The sequence below is a fragment of the Pseudomonas sp. URMO17WK12:I7 genome (assembly GCF_003269045.1).
Lineage (GTDB): Bacteria > Pseudomonadota > Gammaproteobacteria > Pseudomonadales > Pseudomonadaceae > Aquipseudomonas > Aquipseudomonas putida_J.
Window position 1 is genome coordinate 42,792 of record NZ_QLTL01000022.1, and the last position, 20,201, is coordinate 62,992.

14 protein-coding genes are annotated in these 20,201 nt (G+C 63.4%); 5 read left to right on the forward strand and 9 right to left on the reverse strand.

Annotated features, from left to right (window positions below; translation table 11 throughout):
- Window positions 1-129: 129 nt before the first annotated feature.
- Together H040_RS24425 and H040_RS24430 are read right to left on the reverse strand one after the other, a co-directional pair.
- Window positions 130-1,599, reverse strand: a complete 1,470-nt coding sequence (locus H040_RS24425; protein ID WP_027919025.1) for a sensor histidine kinase — start codon at window positions 1,597-1,599, stop codon at window positions 130-132.
- A 106-nt stretch (window positions 1,600-1,705) separates the two neighbouring features.
- Window positions 1,706-2,299 (reverse strand): transglycosylase SLT domain-containing protein, encoded by a 594-nt coding sequence (locus H040_RS24430; protein ID WP_027919026.1) that lies wholly within the window; start codon window positions 2,297-2,299, stop codon window positions 1,706-1,708.
- 188 nt (window positions 2,300-2,487) lie between these two features.
- Between H040_RS24430 and gspG the strand changes: the two genes are divergently transcribed.
- Together gspG and H040_RS24440 are read left to right on the forward strand one after the other, a co-directional pair.
- A complete protein-coding gene (gene gspG / locus H040_RS24435) occupies window positions 2,488-2,913 on the forward strand; it encodes a type II secretion system major pseudopilin GspG (protein ID WP_027919027.1) in 426 nt (141 codons plus the stop codon).
- An 11-nt stretch (window positions 2,914-2,924) separates the two neighbouring features.
- Window positions 2,925-4,115, forward strand: a complete 1,191-nt coding sequence (locus tag H040_RS24440) for a type II secretion system F family protein (protein WP_027919028.1) — start codon at window positions 2,925-2,927, stop codon at window positions 4,113-4,115.
- 2 nt (window positions 4,116-4,117) lie between these two features.
- On the opposite strand, the gene H040_RS24445 is transcribed toward H040_RS24440, so the two are convergent.
- Window positions 4,118-5,032, reverse strand: a complete 915-nt coding sequence (locus tag H040_RS24445; RefSeq protein WP_027919029.1) for a site-specific integrase — start codon at window positions 5,030-5,032, stop codon at window positions 4,118-4,120.
- 122 nt (window positions 5,033-5,154) lie between these two features.
- Here H040_RS24445 and H040_RS24450 point away from each other — a divergent pair, with 122 nt between their 5' ends.
- Window positions 5,155-5,802, forward strand: a complete 648-nt coding sequence (locus tag H040_RS24450; RefSeq protein ID WP_027919030.1) for a DUF1345 domain-containing protein — start codon at window positions 5,155-5,157, stop codon at window positions 5,800-5,802.
- A 99-nt stretch (window positions 5,803-5,901) separates the two neighbouring features.
- Window positions 5,902-6,768 carry an RHS repeat-associated core domain-containing protein gene (locus tag H040_RS24455; RefSeq protein WP_081784291.1) on the forward strand — a complete coding sequence of 289 codons (867 nt, stop codon included), beginning with the start codon at window positions 5,902-5,904 and terminating at the stop codon, window positions 6,766-6,768.
- Window positions 6,769-6,849: 81 nt separating this feature from the next.
- Here the strand turns inward: H040_RS24455 and H040_RS24460 are convergent, their stop codons facing one another.
- Window positions 6,850-8,079: a pyridoxal phosphate-dependent aminotransferase gene (locus H040_RS24460; protein ID WP_027919031.1), complete on the reverse strand. Its 1,230-nt coding sequence runs from the start codon at window positions 8,077-8,079 to the stop codon at window positions 6,850-6,852.
- 295 nt (window positions 8,080-8,374) lie between these two features.
- On the opposite strand from H040_RS24460, the gene H040_RS24465 reads away from it, so the two are divergent.
- Entirely contained in the window at window positions 8,375-8,635 is a 261-nt protein-coding gene (locus tag H040_RS24465; RefSeq protein ID WP_027919032.1) for a DUF1652 domain-containing protein, read from the forward strand.
- On the opposite strand, the gene H040_RS24470 is transcribed toward H040_RS24465, so the two are convergent.
- From H040_RS24470 to H040_RS24490, 5 genes are all read right to left on the reverse strand, one after another.
- Entirely contained in the window at window positions 8,632-10,719 is a 2,088-nt protein-coding gene (locus tag H040_RS24470; RefSeq protein WP_027919033.1) for a putative bifunctional diguanylate cyclase/phosphodiesterase, read from the reverse strand. The two genes, H040_RS24465 and H040_RS24470, sit on opposite strands and share 4 nt — an antisense overlap.
- A 344-nt stretch (window positions 10,720-11,063) precedes the next feature.
- Complete coding sequence (locus tag H040_RS24475; protein ID WP_027919034.1) at window positions 11,064-12,551, reverse strand: efflux transporter outer membrane subunit; 1,488 nt, start codon at window positions 12,549-12,551, stop codon at window positions 11,064-11,066.
- Window positions 12,548-15,655 carry an efflux RND transporter permease subunit gene (locus H040_RS24480; protein WP_027919035.1) on the reverse strand — a complete coding sequence of 1,036 codons (3,108 nt, stop codon included), beginning with the start codon at window positions 15,653-15,655 and terminating at the stop codon, window positions 12,548-12,550. Before H040_RS24480 ends, H040_RS24475 begins: the two co-directional genes overlap by 4 nt.
- On the reverse strand, window positions 15,652-18,750 hold the full coding sequence (locus H040_RS24485) for an MdtB/MuxB family multidrug efflux RND transporter permease subunit (RefSeq protein WP_027919036.1): 3,099 nt from the start codon (window positions 18,748-18,750) through the stop codon (window positions 15,652-15,654). The genes H040_RS24480 and H040_RS24485 overlap by 4 nt, the downstream gene beginning before the upstream one ends.
- On the reverse strand, window positions 18,747-20,057 hold the full coding sequence (locus H040_RS24490; protein WP_027919037.1) for an MdtA/MuxA family multidrug efflux RND transporter periplasmic adaptor subunit: 1,311 nt from the start codon (window positions 20,055-20,057) through the stop codon (window positions 18,747-18,749). The genes H040_RS24485 and H040_RS24490 overlap by 4 nt, the downstream gene beginning before the upstream one ends.
- Window positions 20,058-20,201: the final 144 nt, after the last annotated feature.

A 20,201-nucleotide genomic window follows, 5' to 3' on the forward strand; every position in this document is an offset into this window, starting at 1 on the left:
TCAGATCAATATAAATCAACACGTTATGAGCTATTTATGATTTCCAGTAGAGGATGATCCCCCACATGTGGGTGGCGTTTACCCAAAAACTATTAAATATTTATTTTTCAGTTACTTACACTAATAGCACTACTTATTTTGTGATGAATTCACCAACCGAAAACTGAGCGAGACCCGCGTGCCATGGCCTTCGCTGCTACTCAACCGAACTGAACCGCCAAAACGCTCCATGATCCGCTTGACCAGTACCAGCCCCACACCCAGCCCGCCTTGCTTGGTACTGAAAAATGGCCTGAACGCCAAACGCTGCTGCTGTTCGTTCATGCCCTTGCCGCTATCGGCAAGGCGCAAGGTCAAGCTGCGGCGGTCGCGCTTGACCACTTCGATACGCAACCGCCCACCCTGCTCCATCGACTCCATGGCATTGGCGATCAGGCTGTTGAAGATCTGCCCGAGCAACGCTGGGTGGCCAAGTACCTGCACTGGCGGTATCGGTTGCACATCCAGGGTTACCCCGCTGCGCGTGAACGACACGGCATAACTCTGCAGGCTTTCCTGCAGCACCTGGGGCAAGTCGACCGGCACCGCTTCATCATTCAGCGGCCGCAAGGATTGCAGCAGTTGGCGAATCCAATGCGACATGCGGTCGACCTGGCTGATGATGTCGTTGATGTTGCGTTGCGCCGGGCCTTCATCGAAGGCCTGAGCCAGTTCGGCGCTGGAGCGGATGCTGGCCAACGGATTGCGCAGGCTGTGGGCCACCGCCGAGGACACCTCGCCAAGGGCCACATAGGTTTCACTGTTGATCAGGCGTTTCTGCTGCACCGCCATCAACCGCGCAGCGCGGCGCATGATGCCGTACAGGCCGATGTAGACCAGTGCCGCACCGATGGTGATGGCCAGCCAGATAAGAATCAGGCCATGCTCGATGCGCACGATCAGGTCGTGGGGCTCCTTGTAGATTTCCACCATCGCCGTGACGGTATTGCCATCGGCATCGAACAAGGGGATGTAGTTTTCGATGAACAGCTGTTCTGGCGGGGTCACGAACTTCCGTTCAGCGCGTGCCTGCTCGAAATTGTGGTAGCTGGCCGAAACCCGCATCTTGTACTCGAAAGCGCGGTCCAGGTCGTCATCAACTTCGATCAGCTTGCCCATCAACGCCGGGTTGGTCGACCAGATCACCGTGTGGTCCGGGGCATAGATATTGGCCAGGAGCATGTCCGGCAGGTGTGCGATATGGTCAAGGAACTCACCACGGGCCTTGCGCCGCGCCTCCGGGTCGACGTCGGGCATGGCCGTGCGGTCGGTGCGTGGGTCGAGCAGTTCACCCATGGTGCGCACATTGGGGATCGACACGTGGCGCACTTCGGCGTCGGCGATCGAAGTGATGAACTGCGCCGTAAGCAGGGCGTCGCGCTCGATGCTCTCATCGATGATGAACCGGCTGGAAATAAGCCCAAGGCCTGCCGCCACCGAGAGGATGATCGCCAGGCTCACCCAGGCATACCAGCGCAGCAGGTTGAACGGCCTGCGCGGGGCTGCGGCTTCATTGCCTGCGGGTGCCTCGATTGCTTCGGAACGGGGGGCGATGTCCATGACGGACTCCACTGCAGGGCACCTGTTGAAAGGTTATAGCCCAGAGTTGGGTAACCATGGCGCTGATTGCGGACGAGTTGCGCCACTTTCGCGACGCAAGGCCCGTTCAAAGTGGCGAATCATCGGCCAGCCCCTGCAGCTTGCGGTACTCGCGCAACACGTTCGGCACATAACGGCGGGTTTCGGCGAACGGCGGTACCGCACCGCGCCGCCGCACGGCATCCGGGCCTGCATTGTAGGCGGCCACGGCCAGGGTGATGTCATTGTCGAACAGGGTCAGCATGCGTTTGAGGTAACGCGCCCCACCCTGCACGTTGTCTTCGGGGTCAAGGAGGTCTTCCACGCCCATCTCCTTGGCCGTGTCTGGCATCAGTTGCATCAGCCCCACCGCCCCAGCCGCCGAACGGGCCTTTGGGTTGTAGCCAGATTCTGCCTTGATCAGCGCATGCAGCAGCGCCAGCGGCACATCGTAATCGCGGGCCGCCGCCGCCACCAGTTCGGCGTAAGGCCGCCCGGTGACCAACTGCGCGCCGGCCGGGCCAGCCTGGGCAAGGGGTTCGCTGATTACCCGTTCGTAGTGGCGTCCTGGCCGATGGACGTTGCTCAGTACATAGCTGCCATTGGCATCGACTGAAATGTACATGTCGGCCTGGGCGGTTGCCGCCACCAGCCAGGTCACTACCAGGATCACCACTCGCATGTCGGTCGCCTCCCCGCCGTGCTCTCCCCCGATATGGGGGAAATGCCCCGGAAAACCCGGGCTTTTGTCCTACGACGCAAGCACCATGCCGCTTGCCATGGCGCATGGCGCAAGGCCCCGAGGCAGACGTGCACGGCTGTTGCATGGGGCTTGGAAACGCGTGTCCCCATGCAGCGGAGGGCTTCACCATGCAGCGCAGATCCAACCCCCAACGTGGCTTCACCCTGCTTGAACTCCTGGTGGTCCTGGTGGTGCTCGGTTTGTTGGCCGGCATCGTCGCGCCCAAGTACTTCAGCCAGCTCGGCCGCTCGGAAGCCAAGGTGGCCAAGGCGCAGATCGAAGGCTTGGGCAAGGCCTTGGACCTGTACCGCCTGGAAGTGGGCCATTACCCCAACAGTGAGCAGGGCCTGCAGGCGCTGGTCACCGCCCCCAGTGGCGAGGCGCGCTGGTCGGGGCCCTACCTGCAGAAGGCCGTGCCGCAAGACCCATGGGGCCGCCCTTACATCTACCGCCAGCCCGGCGAAAACGGCGGTGAGTACGACCTGCTGTCGATGGGCAAGGACGGCCAACCCGGCGGCGATGGCGAAAACGCTGAAATCACCAGCTGGCAATGAGGAGAACGGCCATGCGCTATAGCCTCAAGGCCCTGGGCAGACAGGGCATTGTGCAGATACAGATCGACGCCGAGGACGCCGAACACGCGCGTCGCCAGGCCGAGCACCAAGGGCTGCGGGTGGTCAGCGTGCGCGGCCAGGGCAAAACCCTGCGAGGCCTGGGCTGGCGCCGCGCGGCGAGTTTCGACCTGGTGCTGTTCAGCCAGGAACTGACCACCCTGCTGCACGCCGGCCTGCCACTGATCGATGCCCTGGAGAGCCTGGCGGAAAAGTCCCCCCTCGGGGCCACGCGCAAGGTCCTGACGGAGCTGGTGCGCCAGCTCTATGAAGGCCGCTCGCTGTCCCAGTCACTGGCCCAGCAGCCGCGAGTCTTCCCGCCGCTGTATGTGGCACTGGTGCAGTCCAGCGAACGTACCGGCGCGCTGGGCGATGCCCTGGCCCGCTACATCGGCTACCGCCAGCGCCTGGACCTGGTCCGGCAGAAGCTGGTGGGCGCTTCGGTCTACCCGTTGTTGCTGTTGCTGGTGGGTGGTGGCGTGGTGCTGTTCCTGCTCGGCTATGTGGTGCCGCGCTTCAGCCTGGTGTTCGAGGGCATGGGTAGCGAACTGCCCTGGTTATCGCGGGTGCTGATGGATGTCGGCCTGTTCCTGCATGCCCAGCAGTTGCCGCTGGCACTGGCGGTTGCGGGCGGCATCGGTACATTGGTGGTACTGCGCCGCAACCCACGGGTACGGCGCTGTGCATCACGGCAACTGAGACGGTTGCCAGCCTTGCATCAGCGCCTGGTGATGTATGAACTGGCGCGGTTCTATCGCTCGCTTGGGATCCTGCTGCAGGGCGGCATCCCGATTCTCACCGCCATGGGCATGGCCCACGGGCTGCTTGGCAGCGCTTCGGCGCAAGGCCTGGAACAGGCCAGCCGACGCGTAGGTGAAGGGCTGCCGTTGTCGGACGCACTGGAGGCTGGCCAACTGGTTACCCCCGTGTCGCTGCGGTTGCTGCGGGCGGGGGAACAATCGGGGAACCTGGGGGAGATGCTCGAACGCTGCGCGGATTTCCATGATCAGGAAATCGGCCGCTGGGTGGAGTGGTTCGTGAAACTGTTCGAGCCGCTGCTGATGACCTTCATCGGGCTGCTGATCGGCGGGATCGTGATCCTGATGTACATGCCGATCTTCGACCTGGCTTCGAGCATTCACTGACCTCAGTAGTCGAACCGGTCCACCGCCCGCCGCCGCTCGTTGTCATCGCGCCGGTCATAACTGGCAGTGGTCTGGATGTTGGCATGATGTGCCAGCTTCTGCGCAATCGACAGGTCATGCTCTTCGATCACCCGGGTGATGAACGCCCGGCGAAAATCATGGGGCATGATCTTCACCCCCACCTGAGCGCCGCGCTGGCGGGCAATGTAGTAGATCGCATGCTTGGTGATACGTGCGCGGGTAATGTGGTTGCCACGGCGAATGCGGTTGAACAGGAACGGGTCGTCCGACGCGCCCTCGGGTAGCGCCTGCCGGCGCAGGTCCAGCCAGGCCTGCAGCTTTTCGAATGCCCAGGCCGGGGCGTACTTGATCAGCTGCCGGTTACCCTTGCCGGTGACCTGCAGGCTGCGCGCCTGGAAGTCGACCTGGTCGAGGTCGATATCCACCGATTCCGACTTGCGCATGCCGGTGCCGTAGAGCAAGGCGATGATCGCCGCATCACGCACGCCCTGCGGCCGCGGGTCGGCCTCGCACAAGTCCATCAGTTCGCGAATCAGGCTGCGCCGCAGGTTGCGCCCGGGCGGCAGGCGGCTGCCAGACGCCGGCTTGACCTCGCGGATGCGCAACAGTTGCTCGTGGTCGATCAGGCCTTGGCGCCATGCCTCGTTCATCACCCCGCGTACGGCATTTACATACAGCGATGAGCTGTTAGGTGCATAGCCATCGGCGCGCAATGCCGCGACCAGGCCAATCACATGGCCAGGCTCAAGCCGGTGCCAGGGTACATCGACGAGGTTGCAGTCGACGAAACCGAGGCGGTCGGCGGCATCCTGGAGGATGTAACGCATGGTCTGCTGGCTGGAGGGTGCCAGCCGGGCCAGGTATTGCAACAACGGGTTGTGGGGAAGGCTGGACACAACAACGAATCCTGAAGCGAATCAAAGCGAAGGCAGGCAATGTTACCGTAACCCGGCCAATTGATCGAACCGCCGGCCGCTGTGGTCTAGAGTGAGTTCACACTTCCTGCCTGCGAGCGCCCATGGCTTTCCACCGCCTCACCCGTACTCACCCCCGCCTGAGCATCGGTGCCGTTGCTGGCCTTGTCGGCGCCTGGTTCATTCCGGCCGATGACGCCATCCAGCGCACCCTCGCCGGCTGGAACCTCGGCGTCTGGCTATACCTGCTGCTGGTGCTCTGGCTGACCTGCCGAGCCACTCCCGAAACCGTGCGCAAAGTCGCCCGGGTCGAGGACGAAAATGCCGGCCTGGTGCTGTTCACGGTGTGCATCGCTGCCATCGCCAGCCTGGCCGCCGTGACCCTGCAGCTGGTCTCCAGTCGCGGCTTGCAAGGCAGCGCGCTGGCCTTGCACTACCTGTACACCGGGCTGACAGTGGCAGGTTCGTGGCTGCTGATCGGCTGCATCTTCAGCCTGCACTACGCCCGCCTGTTCTACACCGGCGACAGCAAAGAACCGGCGCTGCGGTTTGCCGACGGTGAGCGCAACCCGGATTACTGGGACTTCCACTACTTCTCGTTCACCATCAGCGTCGCCGTGCAGACCTCCGACATCGGCGTCGGCGGGCGCGGCATGCGCCGGGTGGTGCTGGCGCATTCACTGGTAGGCTTTGTGTTCAACACGGCGATTCTGGGCTTCACCATCAATATTGCGGCAGGCCTGCTCGGATAAAACGGGCCACATGTAAATGGCGACCTAGTAATTCTATCAGTTGTTCGGTAGACCGTACTCGATAGAATCATGGCATGACGATAGACAGAGACTGCCACGATGCCCCGCACACTTAAATCATCCGAACACCTTCAACGCGATCAGGCAAAATTACAAAATACCGCGCATTCAAATCGTTGCTATTCGGCTTATGGTTTTCATGCATGCTCCGCACTTTCTACAGGCCTCGCTTTCACAGGCCAGTTTCTGGACATGAAATCGGGCTGCTACTTACTGGGTAACGGATATCGTGCTTACAGCCCTCAGCGGATGCGGTTCAACCAGCCAGATGAAGCGTCGCCCTTCGGTCGGGGAGGGATAAATGCATATATGTACTGCCAGGGCGATCCCATCAATCGTATCGATCCAACTGGCCGTTTCGGCGAATGGCTCATCAACATGCTTGATGCTAGCTTCCCACGCGCCCGGACCGCCCCCCCTCCCGTACTCGTTAGGCAGATAAGCCAGGGGACGCCAACTCGTACCGCGTTCCCTGGTGTTCGTCGCAGAAACCATACAAGCATTGACATGCCAACAGAACAAGTTCGTTTTGAGAGCGTTAATCCCCAGCCACGAAGTTCTCAGCCTTCGGTAATTATCAACGAACTGAATTCCCCTCAAACATCGCAGCGCCTTAATCAGACTGGACTGGAACTACTAGATGCAATAAGTGATTTCCCTTCATTCCTATGGCCTAACTCCCTGGTCGGACCTGCGCTGTATTTTGCAGGTTCAGTACTAGGCGGACTAGCCTTGACACCGGTCATCGGGACATTGCCATCAGTTTTAGGGGCCAGCACGGTAAGCCTGGCCACCGTTATCTTGGCAACTCCTCTGGGTACTGAACTCATCCACCGTCCTGCACAGACCTTGCAGCTCATTAGGCAAGATCCTTCGGCAGTGATTCAACGGATGCATGGCCTTTAAGCATCGCATGTATTTCCTTTTTTCAGCTGAAGTCGTTTCTCGCATTTTGGCATCGGCATGCACCAAGTAATGCTAGCGCACTCAGAGGTAGGCTTTGTGTTCAACACGTCGATTCTTGGCGTCACCATCAACATTGCTGCAGGCCTGCTCGGCTAGCACACGCCCGGCACAGGCAGCGATGCGCCTGCAGGCTTGCTCCAGGCTTTCTGCATCCAGCACCAGCCCCATGCGCACATGGCCCGCCGCACTTGGTCCGAACGCATCACCCGGCAAAAGTGCCACACCCTCCTCCAACAGCAGGCGCTGGGCAAAGGCCTGGGCGCTCAGCCCAGTGGCACGGATATCGAGCATGACGAACATGCCGCCTGCCGGGCGATGGGCAAGCACTCCCGGGCAATCCACCAGGGCTGCACAGACACGGTCGCGCCGCTGCCGATAGGCCTCGCGCATCGCGTGCACGGCCGGTAACTCCTGCTCGAGTGCCGTCTGGACACCCGCCATGACGAACTCCGGCAAGCCGAACAGCATCGCCACGGCCAAGGTGGCGAGGTGTGTAATCAACGCTTGCGGGCCCACCACCCAACCCACCCGCCAGCCGCTCATGGCGTGGGACTTGGACACGCTGTCGATCAGCACGCAGCGCTCGGCCATGCCTGACAGACTGATCGGGTCTGCCGGCTCACCGTCGAACAGCAATCCGCTGTACACCTGATCGCACACCAGCCACAGGTCATGTTCCCGACACAGCTGCGCCAGCAGCGCCATGTCCTGCGGCGAGATGGCAGCGCCCGTCGGGTTATGCGGGGTGTTCAGCAGCAGGCCACGGGTACGCGGGGTTATCGCCCGGGCCACCGCCATCGGGTCAAGGCGAAAGCCCTGCTCAGGGCTGACAGGTACCTGCACGGACAGTGCCCCACAGGCACCTAGCACGCCTTGATAGGTGACATACATGGGCTCGGCGACGATCACCTCGTCACCGCCTTCGAACAGGCATTGGCAAACCGCATACAACGCGCACTGGGCTCCGGCGAGGACCATCACCTGGTCGGCCGAGACATGCGCGCCAGTGCGCCGGGCAATTGCCTGGCGCAGGGCCAGGCTGCCGTGCACGTCGCTGTAATGGGTCTCGCCACGCTGCAGGCTGGCTATGGCTGCCTCGACCACCGCTGCTGGCGTGTCGAAGTCCGGGTCCCCCACCGACAGCAGAAAGATCTCGCGCCCTTCGCAGCGCAGTGCCTGGGCCCGGTAGTGAATGTCCCACGCCGAAGCGGCGTCGCCGGCGATGCGTTGGGTGAGCGTGGAAAAGCGCATGACTGTCTCCTTGTCTGCCCAGCTCGCACCGCTCGTCCGAAAACGTTGTGTGCCTAATTACCCTAAAAATAGCAGAGCAAACCGGCAACCATGCGGACATGGTGCGGGGAAAACGTTTGCGTGGCCAGTTGCCGCCAGACGGCCCGCATGACCGCTCTGTGACCGCTGTCATGCATTAATACAATTGTCTTGTATTGCGCCAAACATGGGCTTTGGCAAGTGCTATGGTTAGGTTCCCGGCGGCCGAGCAAACGGCTTCCAATCACCGCGTCCAGGCTAGGACAAGGAGGCTGGCATGAACAAGATGACGTTCCCCAACGCCTGCCAGGTGATGCGCTGGCACTTCCATCCGCTGGGCTTCGAGGCCAGCATGGATGCGCCGCGCAGCATGGTCGCACGACTGTTTGACCGGGCCACGGGCCAGACCCTGCTGGCCATCGCCGGCATCCCTTGCACGGCAATCATGGCGGCAGCTGATGTCGAGCGCATCATCGAGGCCGTGGAAGCCGAGATGGAGGCCTTTGCACCGGCCTTTAGCCTGCTTGATGCAGGCTAGACAGCTGCCTCGCTTTTCTCACGCAACGCCTGCAACTTGCCCATGAACTGCTCGGCCGGCACCGGCTGACCAAGCAGGTAGCCCTGCAGTGAATCACAGCCCAGGCGGGTCAGGAAGTCCTGCTGGCGGTTGGTTTCCACCCCTTCGGCAACGATGCGCAGGCCCAGCGCCTGGCCCAGGGCGACGATCGCCGAGACAATCGCCGCGTCGTCACTGTCCTGCTCCAGATCACGCACGAAACCGCGGTCGATCTTCAGTTCGTTGGCCGGCAGGCGTTTGAGGTACATCAGGCTCGAATAACCGGTACCGAAGTCATCGATGGACAGGTCCACACCCATGTCGGAGAGCCGCTGCAGCACTCTCAGGCTGGCATCGGCGTCGTGCATGGCGGTGGTTTCAGTGATTTCCAGGGTCAGGCGGTTGGCCGGCAGGTGGTTTTCCCGCAGGGCACGGGCGACGCTGTCCACCAGGCCGGTGTGGCAGAACTGGATGGCCGACAGGTTGACCGCCATGCGCCAGTCCGCATGCCCCTGCTCGACCCACTGGCGCATCTGCCGGCAGGCTTCGCCCAGTACCCACTCGCCGATGGGGATGATCAGGCCGGTCTTTTCCGCCAGGCCTATGAAACGGTCCGGCAGCATCAGGCCGTGCTGTGGGTGCTCCCAGCGCAGCAAGGCTTCGGCACCGATCGGTGCGCAGGCCTGGGCGTCGAACTTGGGCTGGTAGTGCAGGCGGAACTGGCCTTGCTCCAGGGCTATGCGCAGGTCCTGCAACAACTGCAACTGTTGACGGGCGTTGCTGTTCATCGACGCGTCGAAGAAGCTGTAGCCGTTCTTGCCGGCACTCTTGGCGTGGTACATGGCGGCATCGGCGTTGCGCAGCAGTTCGAGCTGGTCCTGGCCGTTGCCGGGGTACAGCACGATCCCCAGGCTCGCCGTCAATTGCAGGTCGTGCTCGGCGACACGGAACGTGCGCGACACCAGGTTGACCTGCTTGACCGCCACATCCATGGCGTCTTCCGGCTCCTGCAGCTCCACGAGCAACACGAACTCGTCGCCGCCAATCCGCGCCAGGGTGTCCTGGCTGTGCAGATGGCCACGCAGGCGGGCCGCCACGGCCTTGAGCAGCAGGTCGCCGACATGATGACCAAAGGCATCGTTGACCGGCTTGAAACCATCAAGGTCGATGAACATCAGCGCAAAACAGCCGCCCTGCTCCGCCACCTTGCCAATCGCCTGTTCGATACGGTCGGACAACAGCGTGCGGTTAGGCAGCCCGGTCAGGGTGTCGTGCAGTGCCAACTGGGTCAGCTCCTGGTTGGCCAGGGTCAGCGAGTGGGCCAACGCTGCCGTGCGCGCCTCCAGCCGTGCATCCAGCACCGAGGTCAGCAAGGCCACGGCAAGCACCGCCAACGTGGTGATCAGCACCAGATAGACCAGGCCATCACCCTGCAGGCCGCTGGCCAACGCGCCGCAGTAGCTGCCCTCGGCAAAGTTCGCGGCGGCCATTGCGGTGTAGTGCATGCCGACGATCGCAACGCCCATCACCATGGCCGCCAGGCCGCGAATCTGGCGCACGTACGGGGTGTGCTGGCGCAGGCGGAAGGCTATCCACAACGCGGCTGCCGAAGCACCGACCGCGATGGCCAGCGAGGCGCCGAACAAGGTCGGGTCGTAATCGATGCCGGGCAGCATACGCAGCGCCGCCATGCCGGTGTAGTGCATGCAGGCGATGCCGGTGCCCATGATCAGCGCACCGAACGCCAGCTGCAGCTTGGGCAGGCTGGGCTGGCTGACCAGCCACAGGGCGAAACCTGAAGAGAGCACGGCAATCACGAGAGAAAGCACGGTCAGGCCGATGTCATACCCCAGGGCAATGGGCAGGCTGAAGGCGAGCATGCCGATGAAATGCATCGACCAGACGCCAATACCCATGGCCAACGCGCCCCCGCCCATCCACAGGTGCACGGCCCGGCCCTTGGCCGTGGCGATACGGCCGGTCAAGTCAAGGGCGGTATAGGAAGCGAGGATCGCCACGCAGAGTGAAATCAGCACAAGCGCAGAGGAATAACTACCGTTCAGCATTGGAAAATCCAGCCCGGGACAGGGGGCCCGAAAAAACTGACGATTGTACTCAAGCTTTGGCGAAACGCACGGGGTTTGTGCGAATGGGAATGGATCCAAAGAATGGTAAGGATCCTCAAATTGCTTGAGCTAGAGCGCTTTCGATGGCAAGTGCAGGCATATTGCCACTTGTCGGTTGGCTCGCCGCTTGCAGGCGCGGCCTTGCATCGCGAAAGGGCCGCAAGGCGGCCCCGGCGATATTGGCAGCGAAGCTGAAAACCGGGGCTGCTCTGCAGCCCTTTCGCGACACAAGGCCGCGCCTACAAACACCCGGCCACCCATCGAGCACGCTTCACTCCTGCTGGTCACTCCTGCTGGGCAAACGCCTGTTCGGCATCCCAGCCACCGCCCAGGGCGGCAATCAGTTGCACGCTGGCCACCAGGCGCCCTTGCAGCAGGGTCAACGCACTGCGCTCGTTACTCAGCGCGGTAGTCTGCACGTTGACCACGTCGAGGTAGCCGATCAAGCCGGCGCGGTACTGGTTCTCGGTCAGGCGCAACGATTCGCGTGCCGACTCCAGCGCTTGCTGGCGTACCACCGCTTCGTCAGCGTACACCTTCAACTGCACCAGGAAGTTTTCCACTTCCTTGAAGCCGTCGAGCACGGTCTGCCGGTACTGCGCCACCGTCTGGTCATACACCGCCCGGGTGCGGTCGACCTCGGCGCTGCGCTTGCCAGCGTCGAACAAGGTCAGCGCCAGTTGCGGCCCCACCGACCAGTAGCGGTTGGGCAGCTCGATCCAGTTGCTGAAGCTGCTGCTGGAATAACCACCACTCATGCTCAGGCTCAAGTCCGGGAAGTAAGCGGCACGCGCCACGCCGATATTGGCGTTGGCGGCCATCACGTTGCGCTCGGCCGAGGCGATGTCCGGGCGCCGTTCGAGCAGTTGCGACGGCAACGTCACCGGAATCTGCGGCAGCGCCGGAATCTGCTTGCTGTCGGCCAGGGAGAAATCAGCCGGGGCCTTGCCCAGCAACACGGCGATGGCGTTCTCGAACTGTGCGCGCTGCCAGATCAGGTCGATCAGGTCGGCCTGGGTGGACTTCAGCTGGGTACGCGCCTGGGCCACTGCATCCGGGCCAGCAACGCCGGCCCGGTACTGGTTTTCGTTCATCCGCAGCGAACGCTCATAGGTCGCGACGGTCGCTTCGAGCAAACGCTTCTGCTCGTCGATCACGCGCAGCTGCAGGTAGTTCTGCACAAGCTCCGACTGCTGACTGAGGCGGATCGCAGCCAGGTCGGCAAAGCTGGCCTCGGCACTGGCCTCGTTGGCATTCAGGGTCTCGCGCAGCTTGCCCCACAGGTCGATTTCCCAGCTGACGCCCAGCTGCGTGTTGTAGGTGTTGCGGATACCGCTGCTGTTGTTGGACAGGCTCGAGCTGGAACTGCCGGTGCCTTGTGCCGAGCGGTTCTTGCTGGCGCTCAGGTCCAGGCTGGGGAACAGCGACGCCCGGCTGCTGCGTACCAAGGCCTGGGCCTGGCGGTACTGGGCTTCCGATTGCGCAACGGTCTGGTTGCTGCGGTTCAGCTCCTCGACCAGCGCATTCAACCCGGCATCGCCGTAGATCTCCCACCAGGCGCCACGGGCGATGGCATCGGACGGGTTGGCCTGGGTCCAGCCCTCGGCCTGCTTGTACTGCGCCGGGGTGCTCAGCTCCGGGCGGTGGTAGTCCGGGCTCAGGGTACAGGCACTGAGCATGGCCACGCACAGCGCGGCGCCAGCCAGGCGTGAGCCCCGCCCATGGGTCAGCAGCTGCAAGGCTCGGTGAAGTGGGGTCTGGGCGAAGTTCATAGCGGCGTGTCCAGGGCGGCGTCGGTGCGTACACCGCGCCATTGGTTGAATCGGTGACGCAGGCGGTCCAGGTACAGGTACACCACCGGCGTCGTGTATAGGGTCAGCAGCTGGCTGACGACCAAGCCACCAATGATGGTCAGGCCCAGCGGCTGGCGCATCTCGGCACCTTCGGCGCGGCTGATCAGCAGCGGCAAGGCGCCAAGGATGGCCGCCAGGGTGGTCATCAGGATCGGCCGCAGGCGCAGCAGGCAGGCGCGGCGGATCGACTCTTCCGGGCTCAGGCCCTGGTGGCGCTCCAGTTGCAGGGCCAGGTCGATCATCAGGATGGCGTTCTTTTTCACCACGCCGATCAGCAGGAACAGGCCCAGCAACGAAATCAGGCTGAACTCGCCACCGGTGACGTACAGCGCGAGCAAGGCACCGACACCGGCCGAGGGCAAGGTCGACAGAATGGTCAGCGGGTGGATGTAGCTTTCGTAGAGGATGCCGAGCACCAGGTACACCAGCACCAGGGCACCGAGGATCATGAACGGCTGCCCTTCCTGGGTCTTGGCGAACGCACTGGCCGTGCCGCCGAGCTTGGCGATCACTTCCTCGGGCAAGCCCAGCTTGGCCACTTCCCGCTCTACCGCGGCCATGGCCTGGTCGGGGCTGTAGCCTTCGGCAACGTCGAAGGCGATGTCTTCGGAGGCGAACTGGCCTTCGTGGCTGACGCGGTCATTGGCCAAGCTGTTTTCGTAGTGGGCAATGGTCGACAGCGGCACCCGCGCACCCTCACTGGTGATCACCTGCACCTGTTCCAGTGTGCTCGGGTCCCAGGCGTATTTCGGGTTGATCTCCAGCACCACCTGATACTGGTTGAGGCTGTCGTAGATGGTCGAGATCTGCCGCTGGCTGTAGGCGTTGTTCAGCACGGCGGTGACCATGTCCATGTCGATGCCCAGGCGCTTGGCCTGGTCGCGGTCGACCACCAGCGTCACTTGCTGGGTACCGGAGCCGTCACGGGCGTCGATGGCGGTCAGTTCGGGCAATGCGCGCAGCGCCGCGACCACCTTGGGGAACCACTGGCGCAGGGCCGCCAGATCACCACTCTGCAGGGTATACAGGTATTGCGAGGACGTCTGGTCACGGCCACCGCCGCCCAGCTGCAGGTCCTGGTCGGCCATCAGGAACAACCGCCCACCCGGCACCTTGGGCATTTCCTTGCGCAGGCGTTCGATGACCTTCTGCGCATCGAGCTTGCGCTCGTTGATCGGTTTCAGGCGCACCAGCACCATGGCGTTGTTGGTGCCACTGTTGCCACCGATGAAGCCAGCCACGCTCTCCACTGCCGGGTCGGCGAGCAAGGCGCGGCGGTAGATTTCCATCTTCGGCTGCATCACGTTGAACGACAGACCGTCGTCACCGCGGATGAAGCCCATCAGCTGGCCCGTATCCTGTTGCGGCATCAGGGTCTTGGGCACCACCACGTACAGGGCGATGTTCAGGCCGATTGTCGCCAGCAGGCTGACCAGCGTCAGGCGCTTGTGGCGCAGGGCCCAGCCGAGGCTGCGGTCGTAGGCGCCGACCATGCGCTGGTGCGCTTTGTCGCTCCAGCGTTGCAGGCGTGTCTGCTCGGCGCGGTGGGGCGTGAGCCAGCGCGCGCAAAGCATCGGCGTGAGGGTCAGCGACACCACCAGCGAAACGATGATCGCCGCCGCCAGGGTGATCGAGAACTCCTGGAACAGGTTGCGCACGATGCCGCCCATGAACAGGATCGAGACGAACACGGCCACCAGCGAGACGTTCATCGACAGCAAGGTGAAGCCTACTTCCCGGGCACCGAGGAACGCCGCACGCATCGGTGGCTGGCCGTCCTCGATATGCCGCGAGATGTTCTCCAGCACCACGATCGCATCGTCCACCACCAGGCCGGTGGCAAGGATCAGCGCCATGAGCGACAGGTTGTTCAGCGAGAAGCCACAGAGGTACATCACCGCGAAGGTGCCCACCAGCGACACCGGCACCGCCAGGCTCGGGATCAGCGAGGCACGCAGGCTGCCGAGGAACAGATAGACCACCAGGATCACCAGCACCACGGCGATCAGCAGGGTGTGCTCGGCCTCCTTGAGGGTGGCCTTGATCACCGGCGAGCGGTCCATGGCCACATTCAGTTGCACACTGGCTGGCAGCAGCGACTGCAGGGCCGGCAGCTGTGCCTTGATCTGGTCGACGGTCTCGATGATGTTGGCGCCAGTCTGGCGGTTGACCACCAGCAGCACGGCGCTCTGGTCGTTGAAGAAGCCGCTGTTGTAGCGGTTCTCCACGGCATCGGTGACGGTAGCCACGTCAGACAGGCGCAGGATGGTGCCGTTCGACTGGCGGATCACGATCGGCTCGTAGTCCTTGGCGGTTTCCAGCTGGTCGTTGGCGCGCACCTGCCAGTTGCGCTCGGCGTCTTCGACGAAGCCCATGGGCCGGCGCTGGTTGGCGTTGGACACCGCCGTGCGCACCTCGTCCAGCGACAGGCTGTACTGGTTGAGCAGTTGCGGCTCGACGGCAATGCGCACCGCTGGCAGCGAACTGCCCCCGATCTGCACTTCCCCTACCCCGCTGACCTGGGCCAGGCTCTGCGACAGGATGGTGTCTGCCAGGTCGTACAGCTGGCCCTTCTGCAACACGCTGGACGTCAACGAAAGCACCATGATCGGCGCCTGCGACGGGTTGATCTTCTTGTAGGTGGGCATGCTGCGCATGCCGCTGGGCAGCAGGTTGCGCGTGGCGTTGATCGCCGCCTGCACCTCACGCGCGGCGCCGTCGATGTCACGGCCCATCTCGAAGCCGATGATCACCCGTGTAGAGCCCTGGTTGGAGCTGCTGGTCAGGGTGGTGACGCCAGCGATGCTGCCGAGCTTGCGCTCCAGCGGCGTGGCCACGGTGGCGGCCATGACCTCGGGGCTGGCACCGGACAGGTTGGCCGACACCACGATCACCGGGAAGTCCATCTGCGGCAACGGCGACACCGGCAGCAGGCCGAAGCTGACGCTGCCGAGCAGCATGATCGCCAGGCTCAGCAGCATGGTCGCCACTGGCCGGCGAATGAAAGGTCCGGACAGGTTCATGCCTCGGCCTGCTGCGCGTCAGCGGCCGGGCGCCAGCGGCGGGCCAGGCGGTCGAAATACAGGTAGATGACCGGAGTGGTGAACAGCGTCAGCACCTGGCTGACCAGCAGGCCGCCGACCATTACCAGGCCCAGCGGCTGACGCAGCTCGGCACCGGAGCCGGTGGCCAGCATCAGCGGCACGGCGCCGAACAGCGCGGCCAGGGTGGTCATCAGGATCGGCCGGAAGCGCAGCAGCGCCGCCTGGTAGATCGCATCATGGGGGGCCATGCCCTGGTTACGCTCGGCCTCGAGGGCGAAGTCGATCATCATGATCGCGTTCTTCTTGACGATGCCGATCAGCAGGATGATGCCGATGATGGCGATCATGCCCAGGTCGTTGCCGCTGAGCAGCAATGCCAGCAAGGCACCGACCGCCGCCGACGGCAAGGTCGAGAGGATGGTCACCGGGTGGATGTAGCTCTCGTAAAGCACGCCCAGCACGATATACATGGTCACTACGGCCGCCAGGATCAGCAGCAAGGTGCTCGACAGCGAAGCCTGGAACGCTTCGGCAGCACCCTGGAAGCGGGTCTGCACGCCGAGCGGCATGCCGATGTCCTGCTGCACCTGCTCGATCACCTTCACCGCTTCACCCAGCGACGCACCATGGGCCAGGTTGAACGACAGCATCACCGCCGGGAACTGGCCGATGTGCGAAATGGCCAGTTGCGCCTGACGCTGCTCGATGCGCGCCAGCGCCGACAGCCGCACCTGGCCGCCATCGGTGGCCTTGACGTGGATCGACTCCAGCGCCGACGGGCCAATGTTGGACGCGTCCTGCGACTGCAGCACCACCCGGTATTGGCTGGCCTGGGTATAGATGGTGGAAATCTGCCGCTGGCCGAAGGCGTCGTACAGGGCGTTGGTGATCTGCGACACCGTGATGCCAAGGCGGCTGGCCATGTCACGGTCGATCACCAGATACACCTGCAAGCCCTTGTCCTGCAGGTCACTGGCGACGTCCTTCAGCTCCGGGCGTTCCTGCAGGGCGTGCACCAGCTTGCCGCTCCACTGCGCCAGCAGGTCGGCGTCAGGCGAGGACAGGCTGAACTGGTACTGGGTACGGCTGACCCGGTCCTCGATGCTCAGGTCCTGCACTGGCTGCATGAACAGGCGGATGCCGACCAGCTTGTCGAGTTGCGGCTGCAGGCGGCTGATCACTTCACCAGCGGTGACATCACGCTCGCCGTGGGGCTTGAGGTTGATCAGCAGGCGCCCGCTGTTGAGCGTAGCGTTATCGCCGTCGACACCGATGTAGGACGACAGGCTCTGCACCGCCGGGTCCTGCAGGATGACCTTGCTCAGGGCTTGCTGGCGCTCGCTCATTGCGGCGAACGAGGTGGACTGCGGCGCCTCGGAAATACCCTGGATCACCCCAGTGTCCTGCACCGGGAAGAAGCCCTTGGGCACCACCATATACAGAAGCACGGTAAGCGCCAGGGTGGCCACGGCCACCAGCAGGGTCAGCGGCTGGTGCCTGAGCACCCACTGCAAACCACGGCCGTAATGCTCGATCAGCCAGTCGATCCAGGCACCGCTGGCGCGGTAGAAGCGGCCCTGCTCTTCTTCCTTGGGCTCACGCTTGAGCAGGCGCGCGCACATCATCGGGGTCAGGGTCAGCGACACCACCAGGGAAATCAGGATCGCCACTGCCAGGGTAATGGCGAATTCGCGGAACAGGCGGCCGACCACATCGGCCATGAACAGCAGCGGGATCAGTACGGCAATCAGCGAGAAGGTCAGCGAGATCAGGGTGAAGCCGATCTGCTTCGCGCCCTTGAGTGCCGCCTGCAGCGGCGTTTCGCCTTCCTCGATGTGGCGCGAGATGTTCTCGAGCATGACGATGGCGTCGTCGACCACGAAGCCGGTGGCGACGGTCAAGGCCATCAGCGTCAGGTTGTTGACCGAGAAGCCGGCCAGGTACATCACGCCGAAGGTGCCGATCAGCGACAGCGGCACGGCGATCGAGGGAATCAGGGTAGCGCTGAAGCGGCGCAGGAACACGAAGGTGACCATCACCACCAGCACGATGGCGATCAGCAGCTCATGCTTGACGTCCTCGACAGCGGCGCGGATGGTCTGGGTGCGGTCGGTGAGCACCGATACATCCAGGCCGGCTGGCAGGTTGTCGGTGATCGATGGCAGCAGCGCCTTGATGCGGTCAACCACCTCGATGACGTTGGCACCCGGCTGGCGCTGGATGTTCAGCAGCACGGCCTGGTTCTGGTTGGCCCAGGCGGCCAGGCGTTCGTTCTCGGCGCCGTCGACGATTTCGGCGACATCCTTCAGGCGCAGCGGCGCGCCGTTGTTGTAGGCCAGGATGAGGTTGGCGTATTCCGCAGGCGAGCGCAGCTGGTCGTTGGCGTCGAGCATCGATACCCGGGTCGGGCCATCGAAGTTGCCCTTGGGCTGGTTGACGTTGGATGCGCCGATCAAGGTGCGCACGTCGTCGAGGTTGAGGCCGTTGGCGGCCAGTGCGTCTACGTTGACCTTGATCCGCACCGCCTGGCGCTGGCCGCCGGCGATGCTGACCATGCCCACGCCGCTGATCTGCGCAAGCTTCTGCGCCACGCGGGTGTCGACCAGGTCGTTGAGCTTGGGTAACGGCATTGTCTTGCTGGAGATGGCCAGGGTCAGCACCGGGGTGTCGGCCGGGTTGACCTTGTTGTACACCGGCGGTGCCGGCAGGTCCGTGGGCAGCAGGTTGCTGGCGGCGTTGATCGCGGCCTGCACCTGTTGCTCGGCAACGTCCATGTTCATGTCCAGGCTGAAACGCAGGGTCAGCACCGAGGCGCCGCCGGAGCTGGTCGAGGCCATTTGCTCCAGGCCCGGCATCTGGCCGAACTGGCGCTCCAGCGGGGCGGTGACCGCGCTGGTCATCACCTGCGGGCTGGCACCTGGGTACAAGGTCATGACCCGGATGGTCGGGTAGTCGACCTGGGGCAAGGCCGACACCGGCAGCAGCTTGTAGGCGATCAGGCCGGCCAGAACGATGGCCAGCATGGTCAGCGTGGTGGCGACCGGGCGGAGGATGAACAGGCGTGACAGGTTCATGCGCCCGCCTTGGCTGCCGTTGTGCCGGAAGTCGCTTCACCGGTCTGTGCCGAACCCTTGGTGTCCTGGCCCTGCAGGTGCTGGCCGGGGGTGGTCGGCACTTGCGAGCTGTCCTCGACCACCTCGACCTTGGTGCCTTCACGCAGGCGGTCAGTGCCTTCCAGCACCAGGCGGTCACCGGCCTTGAGCCCCTCAAGGATGACACTGTTCTGGCCATCGCTGGCGCCGACCTTGAGCTTGCGGATATTGACCGTGTTCTGCTCGTTGACCACGTAGGCGAAGGTGCCGTCGTTGCCGAACTGCACGGCCGCAGCCGGGGCCATCACCACCTGTTTGAGGGTGTCGGCCAAGAGGCGCACATTGACGAACTGGTTGGGGAACAGGGCCAGGTCCTTGTTCTCGAAGCGGGCCTTGAACTTCAGGGTACCGGTGGTGGTGTCGATCTGGTTGTCGATACTGCCCAGCACGCCGGTCGACTGCAGTTTGCTGTCGGTGCGGTCCCAGGCTTCAACCGGCAGGCTGGCGCCGCTGCGGTAACGCTCTAGCACGGTGGTCAGCTCGGTTTCGGGCAGGGTGAAGGCGACACTGATCGGCTCGGTCTGGGTGATCACCACCAGGGCGGTAGTGTCGTTAGCTGCCACCAGGTTACCCAGGTCGAGCTGGCGCAGGCCCACACGGCCATTGATCGGCGCGCGGATCTGGGTGAAATCGAGGTTCAGGCGGGCATCGTTGACCTGGGCCTGGTTGGTCTTGACCAGCCCCTGGAACTGCGCGACCTGGGCTTCGGCGGTGTCGAGCGTCTGCTTGGCGATGCTGTCCTGGGCGTACAGGCCCTTGTAACGCGCCAGGTCGACCTGGGCGTTCTTCAGTTGCGCCTGGTTCTGCGCCAGGGTGCCTTCGGCCTGCTGCAGGGCTATGCGGTAGGAACGCGGGTCGATTTCGGCGAGCAGATCGCCGGCCTTGACCTGCTGGCCCTCCTTGAAGAGGACCTTCACCAGTTCGCCTGCCACACGGCTGCGCACATTCACCGTGTTGGTCGCGGTGACCGTGCCCAGCGCCTTGTAATAGAGCGGGAAGTCACCTACCCGCACCGGCTCGACGCGCACCGGCACCGGGTCGGTGGAGCCGCCGAAGCCCGGCCGGCCACCCATGCCCATGCCCACGCCCTTGCCGCCGCGCCCTTCACCGGCCGCTTTGTGGGCAGGCGTTGCCGCGGGCCACAGCCACCAGGCCAGCAGGGCCACCAGCAGCAGGATCAGCAGGCCGACGAGCCAGCGACGAGGGGATCGGGAATTGGACACTTGCATGGGTTGAACGAACCTTGTTCGGAAATGGCGGCTTGAGGAGGTTGAACGATAAGCACTGGCATCGTTATAGCAAAGGCTCTTTACCAGAGGTTTACCTTTGCCTGACGTTGCCAAAAGACTGAACTTTAAACGAAAACGGCCCGG

Excerpts from the sequence above, each read along its gene's own strand:
- H040_RS24460 (WP_027919031.1), bottom strand. The coding sequence starts at position 8,079 with ATGCGCTTTTCCACGCTCACCCAACGCATCGCCGGCGACGCCGCTTCG.
- H040_RS24480 (WP_027919035.1), bottom strand. The coding sequence starts at position 15,655 with ATGAACCTGTCCGGACCTTTCATTCGCCGGCCAGTGGCGACCATGCTG.
- H040_RS24475 (WP_027919034.1), bottom strand. The coding sequence starts at position 12,551 with ATGAACTTCGCCCAGACCCCACTTCACCGAGCCTTGCAGCTGCTGACC.
- H040_RS24485 (WP_027919036.1), bottom strand. The coding sequence starts at position 18,750 with ATGAACCTGTCACGCCTGTTCATCCTCCGCCCGGTCGCCACCACGCTG.
- H040_RS24455 (WP_081784291.1), top strand. The coding sequence starts at position 5,902 with ATGCCCCGCACACTTAAATCATCCGAACACCTTCAACGCGATCAGGCA.
- H040_RS24465 (WP_027919032.1), top strand. The coding sequence starts at position 8,375 with ATGAACAAGATGACGTTCCCCAACGCCTGCCAGGTGATGCGCTGGCAC.
- H040_RS24450 (WP_027919030.1), top strand. The coding sequence starts at position 5,155 with ATGGCTTTCCACCGCCTCACCCGTACTCACCCCCGCCTGAGCATCGGT.
- H040_RS24440 (WP_027919028.1), top strand. The coding sequence starts at position 2,925 with ATGCGCTATAGCCTCAAGGCCCTGGGCAGACAGGGCATTGTGCAGATA.
- gspG (WP_027919027.1), top strand. The coding sequence starts at position 2,488 with ATGCAGCGCAGATCCAACCCCCAACGTGGCTTCACCCTGCTTGAACTC.
- H040_RS24490 (WP_027919037.1), bottom strand. The coding sequence starts at position 20,057 with ATGCAAGTGTCCAATTCCCGATCCCCTCGTCGCTGGCTCGTCGGCCTG.
- H040_RS24470 (WP_027919033.1), bottom strand. The coding sequence starts at position 10,719 with ATGCTGAACGGTAGTTATTCCTCTGCGCTTGTGCTGATTTCACTCTGC.
- H040_RS24430 (WP_027919026.1), bottom strand. The coding sequence starts at position 2,299 with ATGCGAGTGGTGATCCTGGTAGTGACCTGGCTGGTGGCGGCAACCGCC.
- H040_RS24425 (WP_027919025.1), bottom strand. The coding sequence starts at position 1,599 with ATGGACATCGCCCCCCGTTCCGAAGCAATCGAGGCACCCGCAGGCAAT.